General features: G+C 44.6%; 22 protein-coding genes. 11 read left to right on the top strand and 11 right to left on the bottom strand.

The window, feature by feature from the left end; all coding sequences use genetic code 11:
• Position 1: 1 nt before the first annotated feature.
• From NPE20_RS10240 to NPE20_RS10230, 3 genes are read left to right on the top strand one after another with little or no spacing between them, the layout of a single operon-like run.
• Positions 2-1,024, top strand: coding sequence for an NAD(P)/FAD-dependent oxidoreductase (locus NPE20_RS10240; RefSeq protein ID WP_290427167.1), 1,023 nt, complete (start codon positions 2-4; stop codon positions 1,022-1,024).
• Positions 1,005-1,337: a 2Fe-2S iron-sulfur cluster-binding protein gene (locus tag NPE20_RS10235; protein WP_256538524.1), complete on the top strand. Its 333-nt coding sequence runs from the start codon at positions 1,005-1,007 to the stop codon at positions 1,335-1,337. The genes NPE20_RS10240 and NPE20_RS10235 overlap by 20 nt, the downstream gene beginning before the upstream one ends.
• A 34-nt stretch (positions 1,338-1,371) precedes the next feature.
• Entirely contained in the window at positions 1,372-1,680 is a 309-nt protein-coding gene (locus NPE20_RS10230) for a hypothetical protein (protein ID WP_256538523.1), read from the top strand.
• Positions 1,681-1,750: 70 nt separating this feature from the next.
• Here NPE20_RS10230 and NPE20_RS10225 read toward each other — a convergent pair whose 3' ends face one another.
• From NPE20_RS10225 to NPE20_RS10215, 3 genes are all read right to left on the bottom strand, one after another.
• Positions 1,751-2,125 (bottom strand): DUF488 domain-containing protein, encoded by a 375-nt coding sequence (locus NPE20_RS10225; RefSeq protein ID WP_256538522.1) that lies wholly within the window; start codon positions 2,123-2,125, stop codon positions 1,751-1,753.
• 211 nt (positions 2,126-2,336) lie between these two features.
• Complete coding sequence (hmpA, locus tag NPE20_RS10220) at positions 2,337-3,548, bottom strand: NO-inducible flavohemoprotein (RefSeq protein WP_256538521.1); 1,212 nt, start codon at positions 3,546-3,548, stop codon at positions 2,337-2,339.
• A 233-nt stretch (positions 3,549-3,781) separates the two neighbouring features.
• Positions 3,782-3,997: a hypervirulence associated TUDOR domain-containing protein gene (locus NPE20_RS10215; RefSeq protein WP_256538520.1), complete on the bottom strand. Its 216-nt coding sequence runs from the start codon at positions 3,995-3,997 to the stop codon at positions 3,782-3,784.
• 105 nt (positions 3,998-4,102) lie between these two features.
• On the opposite strand from NPE20_RS10215, the gene NPE20_RS10210 reads away from it, so the two are divergent.
• The 3 genes from NPE20_RS10210 (at position 4,103) to NPE20_RS10200 (ending at position 5,966) form a co-directional block, all read left to right on the top strand.
• Positions 4,103-4,453: a hypothetical protein gene (locus NPE20_RS10210; RefSeq protein ID WP_256538519.1), complete on the top strand. Its 351-nt coding sequence runs from the start codon at positions 4,103-4,105 to the stop codon at positions 4,451-4,453.
• A gap of 188 nt (positions 4,454-4,641) precedes the next feature.
• A complete protein-coding gene (locus tag NPE20_RS10205; RefSeq protein WP_256538518.1) occupies positions 4,642-5,043 on the top strand; it encodes a GreA/GreB family elongation factor in 402 nt (133 codons plus the stop codon).
• An 86-nt stretch (positions 5,044-5,129) separates the two neighbouring features.
• Positions 5,130-5,966, top strand: coding sequence for a universal stress protein (locus NPE20_RS10200; RefSeq protein ID WP_256538517.1), 837 nt, complete (start codon positions 5,130-5,132; stop codon positions 5,964-5,966).
• A 56-nt stretch (positions 5,967-6,022) separates the two neighbouring features.
• Here the strand turns inward: NPE20_RS10200 and NPE20_RS10195 are convergent, their stop codons facing one another.
• The gene (locus tag NPE20_RS10195) at positions 6,023-6,340 is read right to left on the bottom strand and encodes a phosphoribosylpyrophosphate synthetase (RefSeq protein ID WP_256538516.1); all 318 of its coding nucleotides are present in this window, start codon (positions 6,338-6,340) and stop codon (positions 6,023-6,025) included.
• A 343-nt stretch (positions 6,341-6,683) separates the two neighbouring features.
• Here NPE20_RS10195 and NPE20_RS10190 point away from each other — a divergent pair, with 343 nt between their 5' ends.
• The 3 genes from NPE20_RS10190 (at position 6,684) to NPE20_RS10180 (ending at position 8,565) form a co-directional block, all read left to right on the top strand.
• Positions 6,684-7,019 carry a PadR family transcriptional regulator gene (locus tag NPE20_RS10190; protein WP_256538515.1) on the top strand — a complete coding sequence of 112 codons (336 nt, stop codon included), beginning with the start codon at positions 6,684-6,686 and terminating at the stop codon, positions 7,017-7,019.
• Positions 7,016-7,594: an HAAS signaling domain-containing protein gene (locus NPE20_RS10185; protein ID WP_256538514.1), complete on the top strand. Its 579-nt coding sequence runs from the start codon at positions 7,016-7,018 to the stop codon at positions 7,592-7,594. The genes NPE20_RS10190 and NPE20_RS10185 overlap by 4 nt, the downstream gene beginning before the upstream one ends.
• A 68-nt stretch (positions 7,595-7,662) precedes the next feature.
• Complete coding sequence (locus tag NPE20_RS10180; protein WP_256538513.1) at positions 7,663-8,565, top strand: CPBP family intramembrane glutamic endopeptidase; 903 nt, start codon at positions 7,663-7,665, stop codon at positions 8,563-8,565.
• A gap of 75 nt (positions 8,566-8,640) precedes the next feature.
• Here NPE20_RS10180 and NPE20_RS10175 read toward each other — a convergent pair whose 3' ends face one another.
• The 6 genes from NPE20_RS10175 to NPE20_RS10150 form a co-directional block, all read right to left on the bottom strand.
• Positions 8,641-9,303 (bottom strand): alpha/beta fold hydrolase, encoded by a 663-nt coding sequence (locus tag NPE20_RS10175; RefSeq protein WP_256538512.1) that lies wholly within the window; start codon positions 9,301-9,303, stop codon positions 8,641-8,643.
• A gap of 3 nt (positions 9,304-9,306) precedes the next feature.
• Complete coding sequence (locus tag NPE20_RS10170; RefSeq protein WP_256538511.1) at positions 9,307-9,984, bottom strand: epoxide hydrolase family protein; 678 nt, start codon at positions 9,982-9,984, stop codon at positions 9,307-9,309.
• Between the two features lie 39 nt (positions 9,985-10,023).
• Complete coding sequence (locus tag NPE20_RS10165) at positions 10,024-10,524, bottom strand: SRPBCC domain-containing protein (RefSeq protein ID WP_256538510.1); 501 nt, start codon at positions 10,522-10,524, stop codon at positions 10,024-10,026.
• Positions 10,525-11,316: 792 nt separating this feature from the next.
• The gene (locus NPE20_RS10160) at positions 11,317-11,907 is read right to left on the bottom strand and encodes an NADPH-dependent F420 reductase (RefSeq protein WP_256538509.1); all 591 of its coding nucleotides are present in this window, start codon (positions 11,905-11,907) and stop codon (positions 11,317-11,319) included.
• A 33-nt stretch (positions 11,908-11,940) separates the two neighbouring features.
• Complete coding sequence (locus NPE20_RS10155) at positions 11,941-12,735, bottom strand: SDR family NAD(P)-dependent oxidoreductase (RefSeq protein WP_256538508.1); 795 nt, start codon at positions 12,733-12,735, stop codon at positions 11,941-11,943.
• A 57-nt stretch (positions 12,736-12,792) separates the two neighbouring features.
• Positions 12,793-13,290 carry an SRPBCC domain-containing protein gene (locus NPE20_RS10150; RefSeq protein ID WP_256538507.1) on the bottom strand — a complete coding sequence of 166 codons (498 nt, stop codon included), beginning with the start codon at positions 13,288-13,290 and terminating at the stop codon, positions 12,793-12,795.
• Between the two features lie 303 nt (positions 13,291-13,593).
• On the opposite strand from NPE20_RS10150, the gene NPE20_RS10145 reads away from it, so the two are divergent.
• Entirely contained in the window at positions 13,594-14,175 is a 582-nt protein-coding gene (locus tag NPE20_RS10145) for a Crp/Fnr family transcriptional regulator (RefSeq protein ID WP_256538506.1), read from the top strand.
• 306 nt (positions 14,176-14,481) lie between these two features.
• Here the strand turns inward: NPE20_RS10145 and NPE20_RS10140 are convergent, their stop codons facing one another.
• Positions 14,482-15,477: a zinc-binding dehydrogenase gene (locus tag NPE20_RS10140; protein WP_256538505.1), complete on the bottom strand. Its 996-nt coding sequence runs from the start codon at positions 15,475-15,477 to the stop codon at positions 14,482-14,484.
• Between the two features lie 80 nt (positions 15,478-15,557).
• Between NPE20_RS10140 and NPE20_RS10135 the strand changes: the two genes are divergently transcribed.
• Entirely contained in the window at positions 15,558-15,908 is a 351-nt protein-coding gene (locus tag NPE20_RS10135; protein ID WP_256538504.1) for a winged helix-turn-helix transcriptional regulator, read from the top strand.
• The last annotated feature ends 179 nt before the right edge of the window (positions 15,909-16,087 follow it).

Raw genomic sequence — 16,087 nt, 5'->3', positions numbered from 1 at the left:
TATGAAAGAGCAGACGAAAATTCCAGAAACAGACATTTGTATCATCGGAGCCGGACCGGTAGGTCTGTTCGCCGTCTTCGAGGCGGGCCTGCTAAAGATGCGGTGCCATTTGATCGACGCACTGCCTCAGGCGGGCGGGCAATTGTCGGAGATCTATCCGCATAAGCCAATTTATGATATCCCGGGCTATCCGCAGATCATGGGCCAGGAGCTGGTGGACCGGTTAATTGAGCAGATTAGCCCTTTTGATCCTGAATTCACTTTTGGCGAACGGGTGGATAGCGTCCGACAAGAAAACGATGGTTCATTGACCGTAGTTACTAATGAAAACACCGTGATTCACTGCAAGGTGTTGGTTATTGCCGGCGGTCTTGGTTGTTTTGAGCCGCGTAAGCCGGCTATCGATGGTTTAAGGGAATTCGAGGGAAAGGGCGTAAGCTATATGATCAGGAACCCGGAAACCCTGCGCGGCCGGAACGTGGTTTTGGCGGGCGGCGGAGATTCGGCGCTGGACTGGACGGTTTTCCTCGCGGACATTGCGGGAAAAGTCACCCTCGTGCACCGGGGGGACACCTTTCGTGGCTCTCCTGAAGTTGCCGAAAAAGTCTTTAAAATGGCAAAGGCGGGAAAAATAGACCTGCTGCTTCACTCGAACGTGACAACACTGTATGGTGACGGTCATCTGCAGGAATTGCGTATTGTCAGTCAAGAGTTGCCCCATTTTATCATTCCAGCCGATCACTTCATCCCGCTTTTCGGTTTGACGCCTAAACTGGGCCCGATCGCAGAATGGGGACTGGACGTCATACAGTCGGCAATCCCTGTGAGTCCGGCAGACTATTCGACCAATATCGCACGGATTTATGCCGTGGGCGATATCAATACGTATCCGGGGAAGCTCAAACTCATCTTATGTGGCTTTCATGAAACTGCGCTGGCCATGCAAAGCGCTTTTAAATACGTCTATCCCGAAGAGAAACTAAGTTTTAAATATACGACGGTATATGGCATCAATACGTTCTGATCTCATCTCGATCCGCATCATCAACGCCGATGAGCGGGAGGAAACGCTGGAAATACACGTTACGCTCAACCTGAGTTTGATGGAAGCGCTCAAGGCAGGCGGCTATCCGGTTTTGGGCACCTGTGGCGGTATCGCTCTTTGCGCCACCTGCGCCGTGGAGGTCTTGTCCGGCAATGAGCACTTATCGCTCCCAACCGACCAGGAACTTGATATGCTGGACCTCCTGCCGAACCTGCCACGGTTCACCCGTTTGGCCTGCCAGATCAGACTGCGGCCCGGCATGGACGGTTTATTGGTCCGGCTGGTGGGGTAGATCAGGATAATGTTCTAATCTAAAATAAATAAAAATGGAGAATCAAATTAAACACAATGCCACCTGGAACAGGTGGACCGCTTTTACCGAAAAACATGAAAAAGACCGCATGCCATGGTTCGTTATTTCATTTGTCTTTCAAGCCGTATTTTGTCTGCCGTTGCCGGCAGCTCTGGTCTTTTATTATGGTGCGACACCTTATTGCTTAGGGGTAACCGTTTTACTGTTTTTTATCAATTTGACGGCCGGTTTCTGCGGCGCCGGGATAAGAGCGATCCTCTCGCTTACCGTCATCAGCCTGGCTATTAATTTTCTGATGGCAGCCTATTACGTGCTCCGGTAACGTTGCAACAGACATGTCCGGTTTTATGCTACATGAATCAAGCCCAGCGTTATTAAAAGCAGCTATCGGTTCAACGAGGAACAATCACCGAACCGGACATTTCTTCCAGTATTCGCTGTAATACGAGGGTATGGTTATGTTCCTTGTCTTTCGCAGCATATAAAAGCGTAATGCTTTGTTCGCCTGCTGTCGCTCGCAGGAAGTCCTCCACCGCAGGGTTGTGCTTCAGTTCAAGTAAATATCGTAGTTGAAACTCTTCCCATTTTGCCGGATCGTGTTTGTACCACGATCGTAAGTTTCCGGTTGGTGCAAGATCTTTTTGCCAGGCATCAACAGGTATGGAATTCTTTTTTACCCCCCTGGGCCATAAGCGGTCGACAAGGACCCGCCTTCCGTCCGCCTTTTCCGCCGGTTCATATATCCGCTTTATTTTAAATACTGTCATGGTAATTGCATTAATCGCTTACGCTTTAACATCGAATCGTGTCAGGCATTCTTAAAAGCATTTTTATGAGCCCTGATCAAAATTTTAACAACGCTTTTATGAATTTTTCACTATTCCGGCCATTAGGTCTGCGGAACGCTGTTTAATATTTGTTTTCGAAACTTGTTTTTTAGCGTAAGCGTTAATTTTAAAATGAAGCCGGAGCTTAAGCTTAATTTAAGGACAGCACTTGTGGCCCGAATTCTTCAAAATAAATGCGGTCTTTATTAACCCCCGCAGCGATAAGGTCTTCATATTGCTTCGTTATGAAAACGGCAGGACCGCAAACGAAGTAATGTCCATTCAAATCCAGGTCAAGCTGCGGTATTGCAGCGATGTCAAGATAACCAGGAAAAATGCCTGCCGCCCTATTTGCATCGGTCGGGTCGTTATAAAAAGTATAATGACTGAAATTCGGATACTCCGCAGCAATATCTTCAACATGCTGCTTAAAGGCGTGTACATTTTCGCTGCGGCAACCGTGTAACCAGGTGATGGGATGCTGATGATCGTTTTTAATAAGGCTTTGCAGCATACTCAGTAACGGCGTAAGTCCAACACCGCCACTGATCAGGGTGACAGGTGTATCGAGGTCGTTTGCCAATGTAAAATTGCCGGATGGTGAAGTGATCTCAACCTTATCGTTTACATTCACATGGTCGTGCAACCTGTTGCTGATCATACCGTTCGTATCCAGCTGATGACCCAGTTCCCTTTTAACAGAGATCCGGTAGTATTCGTCATTTGGTTCGCTCGAGATGCTGTATTGTCTTGACTGGTTCAATTTTAGTTCGGGCAGGAATGTGCGCAAACTTATAAATTGTCCCGGCAGATGTGTTGTTACATTTCCGCCATCGGCAGGATACAGGTAAAATGAGGTGATCTCATTTGACTCGGCTACCTTACGTTGGACAATAAATGGTCGCCAGCCAGTCCATCCGCTTTCCGTGGCCGCTTTATGCTGATATAACGTAGCTTCATGCCCGCTCATTAATGACGCGAGCTGTTGGTAAGCAGCTGACCAGGCATCAACGATGGCCGGAGTCGCGGCCTCACCCAGTACCTCCTGAATGGATGCGATCAAATGCCGGCCAACGATTTGATATTGTTCCGGACGAATGTCGAGACTGACGTGTTTGTGGCCGATCCGGTCGACAACGGGTAGTAAAACCATTGGGTCTGCAATATTTTCAGCGTAAGCAAGGACTGCAAGTGCCAATGCCGTTTGCTGCTTGCCGCTTTTTTGGTTGCCCATATTAAAGAGGTTTTTTAGTTCCGGATGATGAGTGAACATCCGGTTATAGAAATATTTCGTTAGCAATACGCCGTTTTCCCTTAACACGGGAACGGTTGCGGTAATAAGAGCTTTTTGTTCTGTTGTCATAAAATAAATATATTAATACCTTTTTATCCTTTAAAGGGTGCTGCAAATGTAGGAATCAAAACAATAAAGACAAAATTATCTTTTATTACGCTTTGCTTCAGGAATGTTTGCCCTTAACCCGTAGAAATTCTGTTCCGGATTATTCCGGCCTGCATGGGACGGTGATAAATTTAGGTAATGATCCCACCACCAGGCGGTTAATATTTTGCGTTACACAAATTATTCCCGAAAGATTAAATCTTCTTCAAGGCGGTGCCTTTATGGGCGGCAATATGGTCGCTTTTGTCGCTTTTTATTTCATACTGGGGTTCGGCTGGCGTACAGTGGTGGGTGTATCCTTTAAATTGAAAGTCGCTGGTATGTACTTTAATGATCTTGCCGGTGACATGCCCCGCCTCTGAATTCCAGCTGACATGGTCGCCGATCTTAAAATGAATTACGCTTGCCATATCTATTGAAGTTATGACCCCAAAATTAAGATTTACCAGCAAATTAAGGCCTTGAAAACCAGTTTTTAACATTCAGATTACATTAAAATGAGTAAACTTGTTTAAATGCAAAAGGAATATTTAAGAGCCGTTTTTTTTATAGTTATCTGCTTTTCGGCGGTGTGCGCTACAGGCTCAGAAAAACGCTCCGAGGCTTCTTTTGCAGCAGAGATTTCCAGCGCTAAAGTGCTGCATATTTCGATCGATCCATGTTGTCCTAAAGCATCCGCCATTATGGATGTGTTTTCTGAACCGGTTAAGATAGGTAAACAGTTTGTCACCCTCCATCATCAATTTCGTAATATCAGCTGCCCCGGCATTCCGCCAATAGCTTTGGGATCTTCCAATGTGATTGCCAGTAGTCTTTTCAAGTACTGCCATAAGCTTCTGATCTACCCGTTTCACGGGTTTTGGTAACCGAATGATCTGCAAAGCGGAAGCTGAAGCCGATTTTTTATAATAGGCTTTAGCTTAATGTACGTCAATGCCAGTGCCGCTGGCATGGCGCCATCCGGCTAAGCTGATTCGGCAATTCCATTAGCAAGGAATTATAGGAATGTCAAATTACAGCTCAACTTAATTGTTGAAAGTTAATCTTTTGCATTATGCGAAATATCCCGTTAATTTTATCCAAAGAAGACTATAAATTATTGGCAGACCAATATGCGTCTGCAAGTATTCCCGCTTTTAATAAACACAAATTGTTTGTGGAATTAATGGACGCGAAAATAGTTACCAAACAGTACATCCCCCTCAATGTTGTTTCTTCAACAAGTGATGTATTGATCTCGAACATCAAAAAACACCAGACGTTCAGCATTCATATTATGCCCGCAGGTGACCAGCAGCCCGGAACCAATAACATTCCGGTTACGGATCCGCTCGTCATCGCCTTGCTTGGTTATCCGGCAGGAGCGGAAACTGAATGGGAAATGAAGGATGGCGTCAATAAACTCAAAATCATTTCCGTGGATTCGGCCGGCCGCGCAGTCGACGGTGGCAGGTGATCGTGTTTCACAAACTTAGAACTTACTTAAGGACCGTTTCAATACAGTCCTTTCACCGGGCTTAAAACCCTTAAAATAAAAATTTTATGAAAAATATATTGCTATTCACCGATTACAATGATCAGAATGTCCAGGCCGCCAAGTTTGCTTTATGGTTAGCGGCAACTATGAAGGTGCGTTTATTTATATGGAACACATTCAACCCCAGTGCCAAATTATTTGCAGCCCAAAAGAGCGTAGCGGGATTTAACGATGCTTTACCCGTTATATCAGACCGGGCGAATGAATGGATTAAAAAACTTACAGCCGAAATCCGTACAGGCACCGGCCTGAAACCGCTGGTACAATTTATAAACCGCGACCAATGCCTCAAAGAAAAACTTTTAGCTGTAGTAAGGAAAGAAGATATAGGTTTGCTGGTTAAACAAGTCAGGGATAATAAGGATTCGAAGGTATTGATCGACGGCTCTGGCATTTTTTCCGCTATGAGGACAAACTGCCCCATATTATTGGTTCCCGAAAAATTAACCTGGAAGTCCCTGGATAAGATACTCTATGTGGCGGACCTGCGTTATTGCCGAAAGAACGTAGTCAGGCTGCTGGGTCAACTCGCGGCCGCATTTAATGCCAGCGTTACCATTGCCGACCTGGCCGCAAAGGGAATGCCTTATTTGGAAGATAACTACGCGAGGGAGGTTTACCATGATGCGATCGACGGTGTTGCAAATCAGGATCATTTTTATTTAAGCCATATCAGGGAACGGAATATACCTAAAGCCATTGATGTACTGGTCAATGACCTGAAGGCGGATCTTTTAGTATTGGTGAACAAAAGGTATCATTTTAATGAACTATTAGGATCGGCTGCGCCCTATATCTTGCCCGCATATATACATATCCCGGTTATGATCTTTCCCAGTTAAATCATCGAAACTTATGACGGTTCTCAAGATTATGCTGATACTACAAAAATTGCCGGTCATCTTTGGCCGGCCTTTTTTCCCGTTCCAATGTCTAATGCATTGACTAGTGCCTCTGTGAGCATTTCGCTCGAAGTGCCATAACCATTTACTAAGATACCTTTAATGTCGTGCTTGGTGGATGATATGGCATATACAATTGCCTGATCAGCGGGATCAGATTGCCCTTCAAAGCGGTAATGCTTATCTACTACAAATTCTTCCGGATGGATCTCCAGGGCATTGCCCTGACATTCCAAACAATTATTTTTCAAGTTAAAATCCGTAGTATAGCCTTCCTGCTGAAGTTTGCTGATCACTTCGGAAACCGTTGTCATCGTACCCATAGCCTTTTTTATTTAAAGTTAACCATTTTAGTGTACTTCAGCCTTCTAACTGCCCTTAACTTCAAACATTTTTGATACAGGCAGGCGAATTTCTACGGTTGTCGCAAAAATGAACTGCCTTTTGCGTAGCCAGAACTACAGAAGAATCTTGCAGACCGCGGATATATTTCCTGATGGCTGCGTTATCAGATTGAAATTATCAGGCGCATGCCAAAGTAGATCAGCCTGCACGACCGAGCATCTGCCTGGGGTACACACTAATCTAAATCATACCGATTACCTAAAAACATAGCTAAACATTGTACATTGTATAACTATGTATTATCTTTGTGTGATGAATACTGAATTTGTGCAGAACTGGTTTTCCCAGGTAAAGAAGGGAACGCTATCATATATCATATTGGTAATCCTTGAAAGAAAGGAATATTATGGCTATGAGCTTGTGCAGGAAATAAAAACCCATACCTCGCTCGAGGTTGCCGAGGGCACTTTATACCCATTATTAAACCGCCTGAAAACAGAAGGAATTATCAATTCAAAATGGGTAGAGCAGGAATCAGGCATACCGCGCAAGTACTATACGCTAACTGGTAGCGGCCGGGCGACCTTAGCCGAGATGAAAGGAATCTGGTTGGCTTTAGCGGCAGCCATAAACAAAATTGAGAAATGAAAAGAATAATTTTTACCAATCCAACCGCCCAGAAAATATACGACGACTACTTTGCAAGGGTTAGCCGGGGCATAAGCATCCTGCCGGCAACCGACCAGCGGGAGCTGCTTATGGAACTCAACAGTCACGTCTATGAAGCAACCCACAGGGGCATAACCGGCAACGAAGTTGACATTTTGGTTGATGTCCTTGACCAATTAGGCGCGCCGGAAATGGTTTTGCAGCCGGCCGTGGCATACAAAAAGGTGCAGCAGGCAGGCCGGTCGTTTAACCCAAAGCATATTTTGCAGGCACTATATCTTAACATTGCAAACGGCGCAGGCTTTTTTATTATCGGAATTATTTACTTGCTGATACTTGCCTTTGGATCACTGGCTATTATTAAATTTATTTCGCCCGGTCATACAGGCCTGTTCCTGCAAAACGGTCGTTTGTTTGTGTTCGGTTATACCAGCAATTTACCCGAAGGGCTTACAGAATTGCTGGGCAACTGGTTTATTGCGGTTGTTATTTTATTAATGGGTGTATTTTACTTTTTAAACACCCTGCTATTTCGTTTATTGAAAAAAAAATAGCTTTTTCAACTACCCATACATCGCATTACTATGTATACAATTATTTACAAACTATATTAAAACAAATTATGAACGCAACATTAAAACAGGCCGCACATTCCTTGTCCGTGGTTAAAATCATTTTATTCGCGCTGGGCTGTATTACCATATTTGTTGCGGTTGCCGCCGTTACACAGCTATTAACTTTTTGGATAGATAACCAGGCGGCGAAAACTGTAGCAGGCGAAATTTTATTAAGAATGCCCTTAACTGTTATTGCCCTTCATCTTTTCGCCGTTAAAGTGATAAAAGCGTATAATCCCCCGCTTATTTACGGCAAGCCGGTGCTCGGGAACCTGCTGAAATGGACAGCCATCGCTTTTATTTTACCGCTTTCAGTAGGGTTATTTTACTGCCTGTTTAATTTTATGGAGCCGTTTTCGCACACTATATCTTTAACCACAACCGGCCAGCTTGGCATCTTTATAACATGGGTATCCATCTCGATTTCGGCAGGCATAACCGAAGAGGTATTGTTTCGGGGGCATTTGTTTATGATTATCCGCAACCGATGCTCAGTAGCGCAAGCCGTTTTCATCACATCGTTCATTTTCGGACTGGTGCATATTGTCATGTTACCCTCGTTTACACTGTTAGACGTAATAATTGTAACTGCCGGCGGTACCGTAGCCGGGCTTATGTTCTCCATGATCTACGTGTATGGCAGATCAATTTGGTACGTGGCGATAGTACATATAGTTTGGGATATTTTTTTCATCGGCAAAATAACTGCCATTGCGACCACACAAGCCGACGCCAACAAGATCATTAAACCATTCAAGCTGACAACGCATAGCGAATGGCTTACCGGCGGCAGTTTTGGTGTGGAGGCTGCGTTGCCCAGTTTGGTGCTCTACCTGCTGGTAATTGGAATATTATATAAATTGATAGACAGTGGGAAAAGCAGTGACGAAACGCGTATCCGTGGTTAATGCATTGGCATTAATTTTTATACCCTGTCCTGTTGAATTCAGATACCTACTCGGACAACAGTTCATAATAGATAGTCACTTAAGGCCGGTAAAAAATTCCTTGATATCATTAGCAAGCAGAACAGGTTGCTCTCCAGCTGCAAAATGTCCGCCTACCGGCATCTCTGTCCAATGCTGAATATTAAAGCCTTTTTCAATATAAGACCGGGGCGGTGTCGGCAATTCCTTTGGAAATTTCGCGAACCCGACGGGTACCTTAACGAATTCCCCCTTAGCAAAGGTCATAGGCCGCCTGCTGTTTTCGTTATAGATCCGCATAGAAGAATAAATTGTTTGAGTAACCCAGTATAGGGTGACATTTGCAAGCAGTTCGTCCTTGGTGAACGCATTTTCGATGTCGCCGCAGTTATCGCTCCATCCGTTGAATTTTTCAACGATCCAGGCGCATAAGCCAACGGGGGAATCATTCAGGCCATAAGCGGCCGTAAGTGGCTTTGTCGCATGCAGATAAGCGTACGCACCCTCTTTTGCCGACCACTCGGCGCCTATTTTTTGAAAGTCCACAACTTCCTGGGAAAGTTTTTCTGCTTCAGCCAAATACGGTTTGTACGAGCCTGAAATATAATTAAGGTGCAGACCGATAACTTGCTCCGGATAATGCAGAGCAAGCCATGAACTGACCCCTGAACCGATGTCACCACCCTGAACACCATACCGGTCATAACCAAGCTCGGACATTAGCTAGTGCCAAAGATCAGCGACAAACATGCTGTTACATCCGGGCCCAATTGGCATACCTGAAAATCCAAATCCTGGAAGCGAGGGTATCACCAGATCAAAAGATAGTTCTTTCTCTTCTGTCAGAAGCGGTATCAGCTTCATCATCTCGAGAAAAGACCCCGGCCAGCCATGGGTGATCAGCAAAGGGACTGACTTTTTACCTTTTCCTTTAATATGCAGGAAGTGGATCTGAATGCCGTTTATATATGCCAAAAAATTGGGGTACGCATTGATTTGTTTTTCGGTATTTCGCCAGTCGAAACGATCTGCCCAGTAGCCCGTCAGTTCTTTCATATAGGATAGATCAGCACCGATGTTCCAGCCGGAACCTGGAAATTCAAGCGGCCACCGGGTAAGTTTTAATCTTTGTCGAAGATCGTCAAGTACCTGTTCCGGTACATCGACTGAAAATGGTTTGATCATATTGACATTTGAGTTCTTTGTGCTAACTGCGGCTGTTCCGGACTTAAACGGGAAAGGTAAGGAAAGCGCAGCCAATGTGATGCAGCTTTCCCTAATTAATTCCCTTCTGCTCAGTTTATTTATCATGGATTTCAAAATCATATGCCTTAAAGTCAAAGCAAACGTAAAAGGAAGTTGTGGATAGTCATCAGTAACTTTGGCGCTCCTTCCCACCATTTTGATTATTATTATTATTATTATTATATCCCCGTTTTATTAAGATTGGCGAACTGACGCCTCCAATGCAGTCGCTACCCTTGCCAGATCAGCAAGAAGCCGTTCGTGCGCGCGCCAAAAGCCATCGGGTGCTTGCTTTGCCAGTTCTACCCAATGCGGTCCCCGCATGGTCTCTTCCGTCCAAAGATGGCACCCGCCCGGGGTCGGCGTAATGATCCATGCATGATACGCCTTGGATTCCTCGGCGACCTTTGGGTATCCGCCCCAGGCGATGCGTATGTAGGGTTCAAATTCCTGAACCGAAGCGAAAACGTCCTGTCCGGCGAAGCTTGTTTCGAACTCTGTACCCATCTGCAACGTTTCGTGTCCATGTAAAAGCTGGACCTGACTTATGCTTGGATAGAATTGCGGCCATGCTTTGGTATTAGTAAGCAGAGACCAGATCGTTTCAGGCGATGCAGAAATTTCAAGTTCATTCGTAAAATGAATTGGGCACCGACTGGGAACCATTTCTTCGGGCCATTTGATTATTTCAAACATTTTTTTATAGATTAATGTAGGAGCAAATCTCCTGCATGTCACCCATAACGAAAGAGGACATTTGGCGCAAAAAAACTGTGACATTTATCACTGATTCAATATTGGAATCACTGATATAATTGGTTCAACTTGGCCCCCTTTCAAAAAAGTGGCGTATTTCATCCTTTTCATCGATTAGACCAAGGCTGTAAAGTACCGGAACAAAATGGTCAGGCGTTGGAGCGGTCAGTTTGCCAAGCCCTGTTCTGGATAAGAAGCAATGCGTAGGCTCCCTTAGGAATGTGTTAGATGCACTGTATATTTCGAATGGTAAATGGCGGCTTGCAATCATCCTTTCGCTGGTACAGTCATATAAGTTGATAATGGGATTCAACATGAGCTAAGTGGGATATCCGCCAATGTTGGATAAAGAACTGAAAGATTGGGCCTAAATGATTTTGTCGTTTGACAGGTGTATCTGACAACCCGGTCAGCATCATTTATGAAGCAACGACCTATAGCGGTACCTTGAAAAAAGTGCTGGGTGAACTCAGTGCCTGGTGCGGGCAGCATAGGGAAAGGATTAAGCAGAGCATGCGCAAACAGTCATAAAACTTACGGAAAAGTTTTGGCGGTCGGCGATTAAAGAGGCTTACGACTTTTTATTAATCTAAGGTGAGTCAAAGATAACTGGCGCAAGAGACCGCATGCTTGAATTTTCACAATCCCGACAGAACCGGAACTCACATAAGCAAAAGGAGGGGGAAAGTTCTCCCACTCCCGTTTCAGCATTTTTGACAATATAAATGTACGTTATAATTTGATCAGGTGGGCACCTGAAAACACCCCTTTGGCTTCGATAAATTTGCTTCCTGAGGCTAATGTACCCAAGTCGACCGGAGCAAAACCGATTGTGTTGATCAGTTCAACTATTTCCGTTTTAGCACCTTCATCGTCTCCCGCAACGAATACTACACGGCGACCTTCGCCAATCACCGGATCTGCGGCTATTCTTGCAGCAAAAAGTGTATTGAATGCTTTTACGATACGCGCGCCATGCAATTGTTCCAGCACGATCCCGGTTGACGTTTTATCACCAAGGTCAGCTATTTTACCGCCGGGCAGAAACTCGTTGGTGATATCGATCACAACCTTGCCGCTCCAGTCAATGAGCCCGGAAAGCGAGTTTACTTTCCACCATGGAAGCGCAAGTATAACCATATCCGCCTCCGCGGCTTCCTTCGCACTCACCGCTTTTGCCCCGTTACCTAATTTGGACAAGACCGGTTGCAGGGTTTCAGGTCCCCTGCTATTGCTGATCAAAACAGGAACATTGATCTTTAGCAATTGCAAGGCGATTGCCTGACCGATATGACCTGCGCCAATAATTCCGATTGTTTTCATAATGTTTTTGTTTATTATGTTGATGATAATTCTTTAAAATGCAGACTTGATTACACCGCCGTCCGCACGAAGCGCAGCGCCGTTGGTGGCCGCTGAAAGCGGACTGGCGATGTAGGTTACCAGGCTGGCAATCTCTTCCGGCTGGAGAAAGCGCTTGAGCAGCGAGGTGCCCCGCATACTGGTAAAAAACATCTCTTCCATTTCGGTATCGCTGATGCCTTGCTGCTCAGCGGCTGCTTTCATGAAATTGGTGATAGCTTGCGTCGATGTTGGTCCGGGTAAAACGGTGTTTACGGTAACTGCGGTACCAACCGTCATTTCTGCAAGTCCGCGCGACAAACCGATCTGGGCGGTTTTCGAAACACCATACTGGATCATTTCCGCTGGTACCTGTACACCCGATTCACTGGAGATAAAAATGATCCGGCCCCAGCCGGCTTTCAGCATTTGTCCGATGTAGGCACGCGAAAGGCGCACACCGCTCATTACATTTACCTGGTAGATATCCAACCATTCCTCGTCAGGTATATCATTGAACGCCTTCGGCTGGGCAACCCCGGCATTGTTAACCAGAATATTCACATCAGGATATTGCTGTACGAGGGCATTTACCTGGTCAGCCTGTTCAAGGTCTGCCACACCCGCAAATATGTTGTGGTTACCGGTTTCCGATTTGATTTTTTCAACAGCTGCGTTCACGCGGTCGGGAGTACGCCCGTTAACAATAACTTTAGCGCCTTCGGCCGCCAGTGATTTGGCTATGGCAAAACCTATTCCGGTAGTTGAGCCGGTAACAAGCGCGATTTTTTCTTTTAATTGAAGATCCATGATTTTTACGATTTGATAGTATTGGTGTATTTTTATGTAGTTCGCTTCCTTAATGATTTATTTGCCTGCTGCAATTTCCTCGGCGGCAGTTTTAAGTCGTTCTACCCAATCCTGGTGATAGGCATAAAGCCCTCCCGGATTTTTGTGACCTAATATATCCAGAAACCATTCACCCTGCTGTGTTTCTTCGGTAAGGACATGAACGCCTTCTGCCGTAGGTGTAATTACCCATCCGTGGTATGCAGTTGAACCGGTCTCGTCACCGTCGACGGTAGTTTTCCATGCCAGCCTGTGAAAGGGTTCAAACTCAGTCACAGTGAGGTGCATCAAATAGCCGACAGTAACGCGGCTCCATTTGGCGCCTGATGTCAGTTGCTTTCCGCCGCTTAAAATTTTAACCTGGTCTTCGGGCGGAAAATAGCTCACCCAATTTTCCGCGTCAACTAAAAGTTTCCAAACCACCTCTGCCGGTGCTTTGATATCGATATCATTTAGCGCGTAGATCGCAGATATCTCCGGCCGCTGATCCGCCGGCCAATTTGTTTTATTATACATCGTATGCGTTCATATTTTTGCCAAAGTTCCGGCAATGTGCTCCAAACAACGAGGGCATTTGACAGAATTTGTATGTGATAAATGTCACGCTAACTGGTTCGAAAATGTTCATGTGTGTCCGGCAGACGGGCAAATACGATAAGCAGGGTTTGTAAATATGATTCACATAAAGACGTGACGGCCAATTAGACAAAGCGTATAATGCCCGTTTTAATAAGTTCATTTGGTCACATTAATTACATTTTTCCGATCTGCCCGGATCACCCCTAATTTTTTAAATAGATTTGTTCAAAAGTGTATGCCATGTTTGAAATCTTTTCATCCTATTTAAAAGAAAAGGGGGGCCTTACCGATGCGGAACTGGACGAGATACGCCTAGTAACCGTTTACAGGAAACTTCGTAAACGGCAGTACCTCTTACAGGAGGGCGATATTTGTCATTACAACTGCTTTGTGGTCAGGGGCTGCTTACGCAATTACCGGGTGACCGAAGATGGTAATGAACATATATTGAGATTCGCGGTAGAAAACTGGTGGGTCAGCGATGCTGAAAGCTATAACAATGGCACACCTTCCAAAAACAATATTGATGCGCTGGAAAATAGCGAAATGATCCTGATTGAAAAACAAGACTTTACTAATTTGTTGAGTAACATTCCCCGTTTTAAAGATTTTATTTACAACTTAAAGGCCAGAAGTTTTGACGCCAGCCAAGACCGTATCATGAGCAACATCAGTGATACGGCTGAGGAAAAGTATTCAAATTTTATAAAAATATATCCGCATATCTTTAACCGGGTACCGCTCCATATGATCGCTTCTTACCTTGGTGTATCCCGTGAAACCCTGAGCCGCATCAGGAATCAATATGCAAAGGATCATTAATAAACCTGCTGTCTTTTACAGATGAAACCATTCGGCTTTTTAGCTATTGTTGTTTCCAAAAAGTACCCTCCACCACCGTTTTTCGCCTAGTTGGTGATAAATGTCACAATCAATTTGCGTCAAATTTCCTTGTCCAGCCCAGCGCATTCTTCCCACCTGCTGCAGCGATAACCCATTAGGCGACTACACATTCGCCGGATGATGATTTACAAATGTTAAGCCGCCCCATAAAATACGGAGGCGGCGTTGTTCTACAAATGGGAAATTGCCAGATGATTTAAAAATCATAAACCCATCAGTTGACGCTCAATAAATTTCCAAAACCGCTTTTGACCCGTTTATGGAAACATATGAAAGTGCTGCGTTAACTTGATCGAAGCCAAATGTTTCTCCTGTTTTAAATTGAAAATGGGGCATTGGAATGATTTCGCTGATCTCACTCAAAGCTAATTCTAGTTTTTCATGGTTTTGAACCGTTTCTGTGTTAAAGTTGCTAAACCCTTTGATGGTGATCCCTTTCATTAAAATACTGGTATGAAACGACAAGGGAGTATTACCGCCCAGAAAACCATAAGCATATACAGTGCTTTTCGGAGGAGCTGAATTCACAATTTCAGATAACAATGATCCGCCAACGCCGTCAAATATGGCAGTCGTTTGTAATTCATTCGCAAGTGATGCGAACTGTTGCTGAAAGTGTTCAGAATCTTGGACAAGAACATGTTTAACACCGATTTTTTCAAGGTCAAGCTTGCCCTGATCATTTCTTACTATCGAAATAACCGGCAGATTGGCATGAATGCAAATGCCTAGCATTGCTTTACCGGTGTCAGAGTTGCCCGCTGTTATAACAATACCTTTGTGTCCTTCTTGAACTGCCTGTTTCCAGGCACTATACGGTGTGATGATATTAACCAACGATCCGCTATATGCCAGGGGATCTACTTCGTCAGGTAATACTGCACATTGTAAATACGGTAAATGTGCATATTCGCTCCATGTGCCTGTTACTTCCGAACTTTGCGTTAAAGACCGATAGACAGTCACCTGCTTGCCAATGTACTTCTCCGGAACCCCATTGCCAAGTTCGATAACTTCTCCGACCCCAGACACTCCTGCAATGTCATCGCGGCTTTGTGTAAAAAAACCAGGAGGATAGTTGCCACTGATCAGAAATTTATCACCGGCATTGATTCCCATTGCTTTCATCTTAATAATGACATGACCGACACTTGCATGATCTGGTTTTTTCACTTCACTTAACGCTACTTCGCCTTTTCCTGTTATTGTTATTGCTTTCATTTTTATTCCTTTATTTATTGAAAACAAAATTAACTTTGTACATACTCTTAGTCAAGTACCTACCAAAAAGTGTGTATCAAATGGCCAATGTAAAAGAAAGTTCTACTAACCAGATGAATAAAAGACTGGTAACAACAAAGTGCCCGGTAACGTTTATAGCCTATAAAATGGGGAATCGCTGGAAACCTCTTGTTATCAGGCAATTATTTTCTGGAACAATGAGATATGGCGAATTAAAAAGGGCTGTGCCTGCTATCAGCGAAAAGATGCTCATTCAAACTTTGAAAGAACTGGAAGCCGATGGTATAATCAGCCGCAAGGCAATGCCCATAATTCCCCCTCATGTGGAATACAATTTAACAGAATGCGGACGTGACTTAGAACCGGTCATTTCGGAAATGGTCAAATGGTCTCTGAAATATAATGTGTAGTGGTAATTTACTTTGTATCGCAAATGCTGTAAATACAGAGTATTACTTCTCATGTACATATGTCCTGGTGCCGGGCATATCTCCTTCAATTTACAGGTAGAATAGCTGACCTGGATGCCGCTGAAGCCGTTCCAATAGGTTTAATTGCGAACGAGGCGGTAGCCAACGCGGTTAAATAT

Origin of the sequence: Mucilaginibacter aquariorum (genome assembly GCF_024498135.1) — a bacterium.
GTDB classification, from domain to species: domain Bacteria; phylum Bacteroidota; class Bacteroidia; order Sphingobacteriales; family Sphingobacteriaceae; genus Mucilaginibacter; species Mucilaginibacter aquariorum.
The sequence above is the reverse complement of the archived record's forward strand: the minus strand, read 5'-3'. Positions and strand labels throughout refer to the sequence as shown.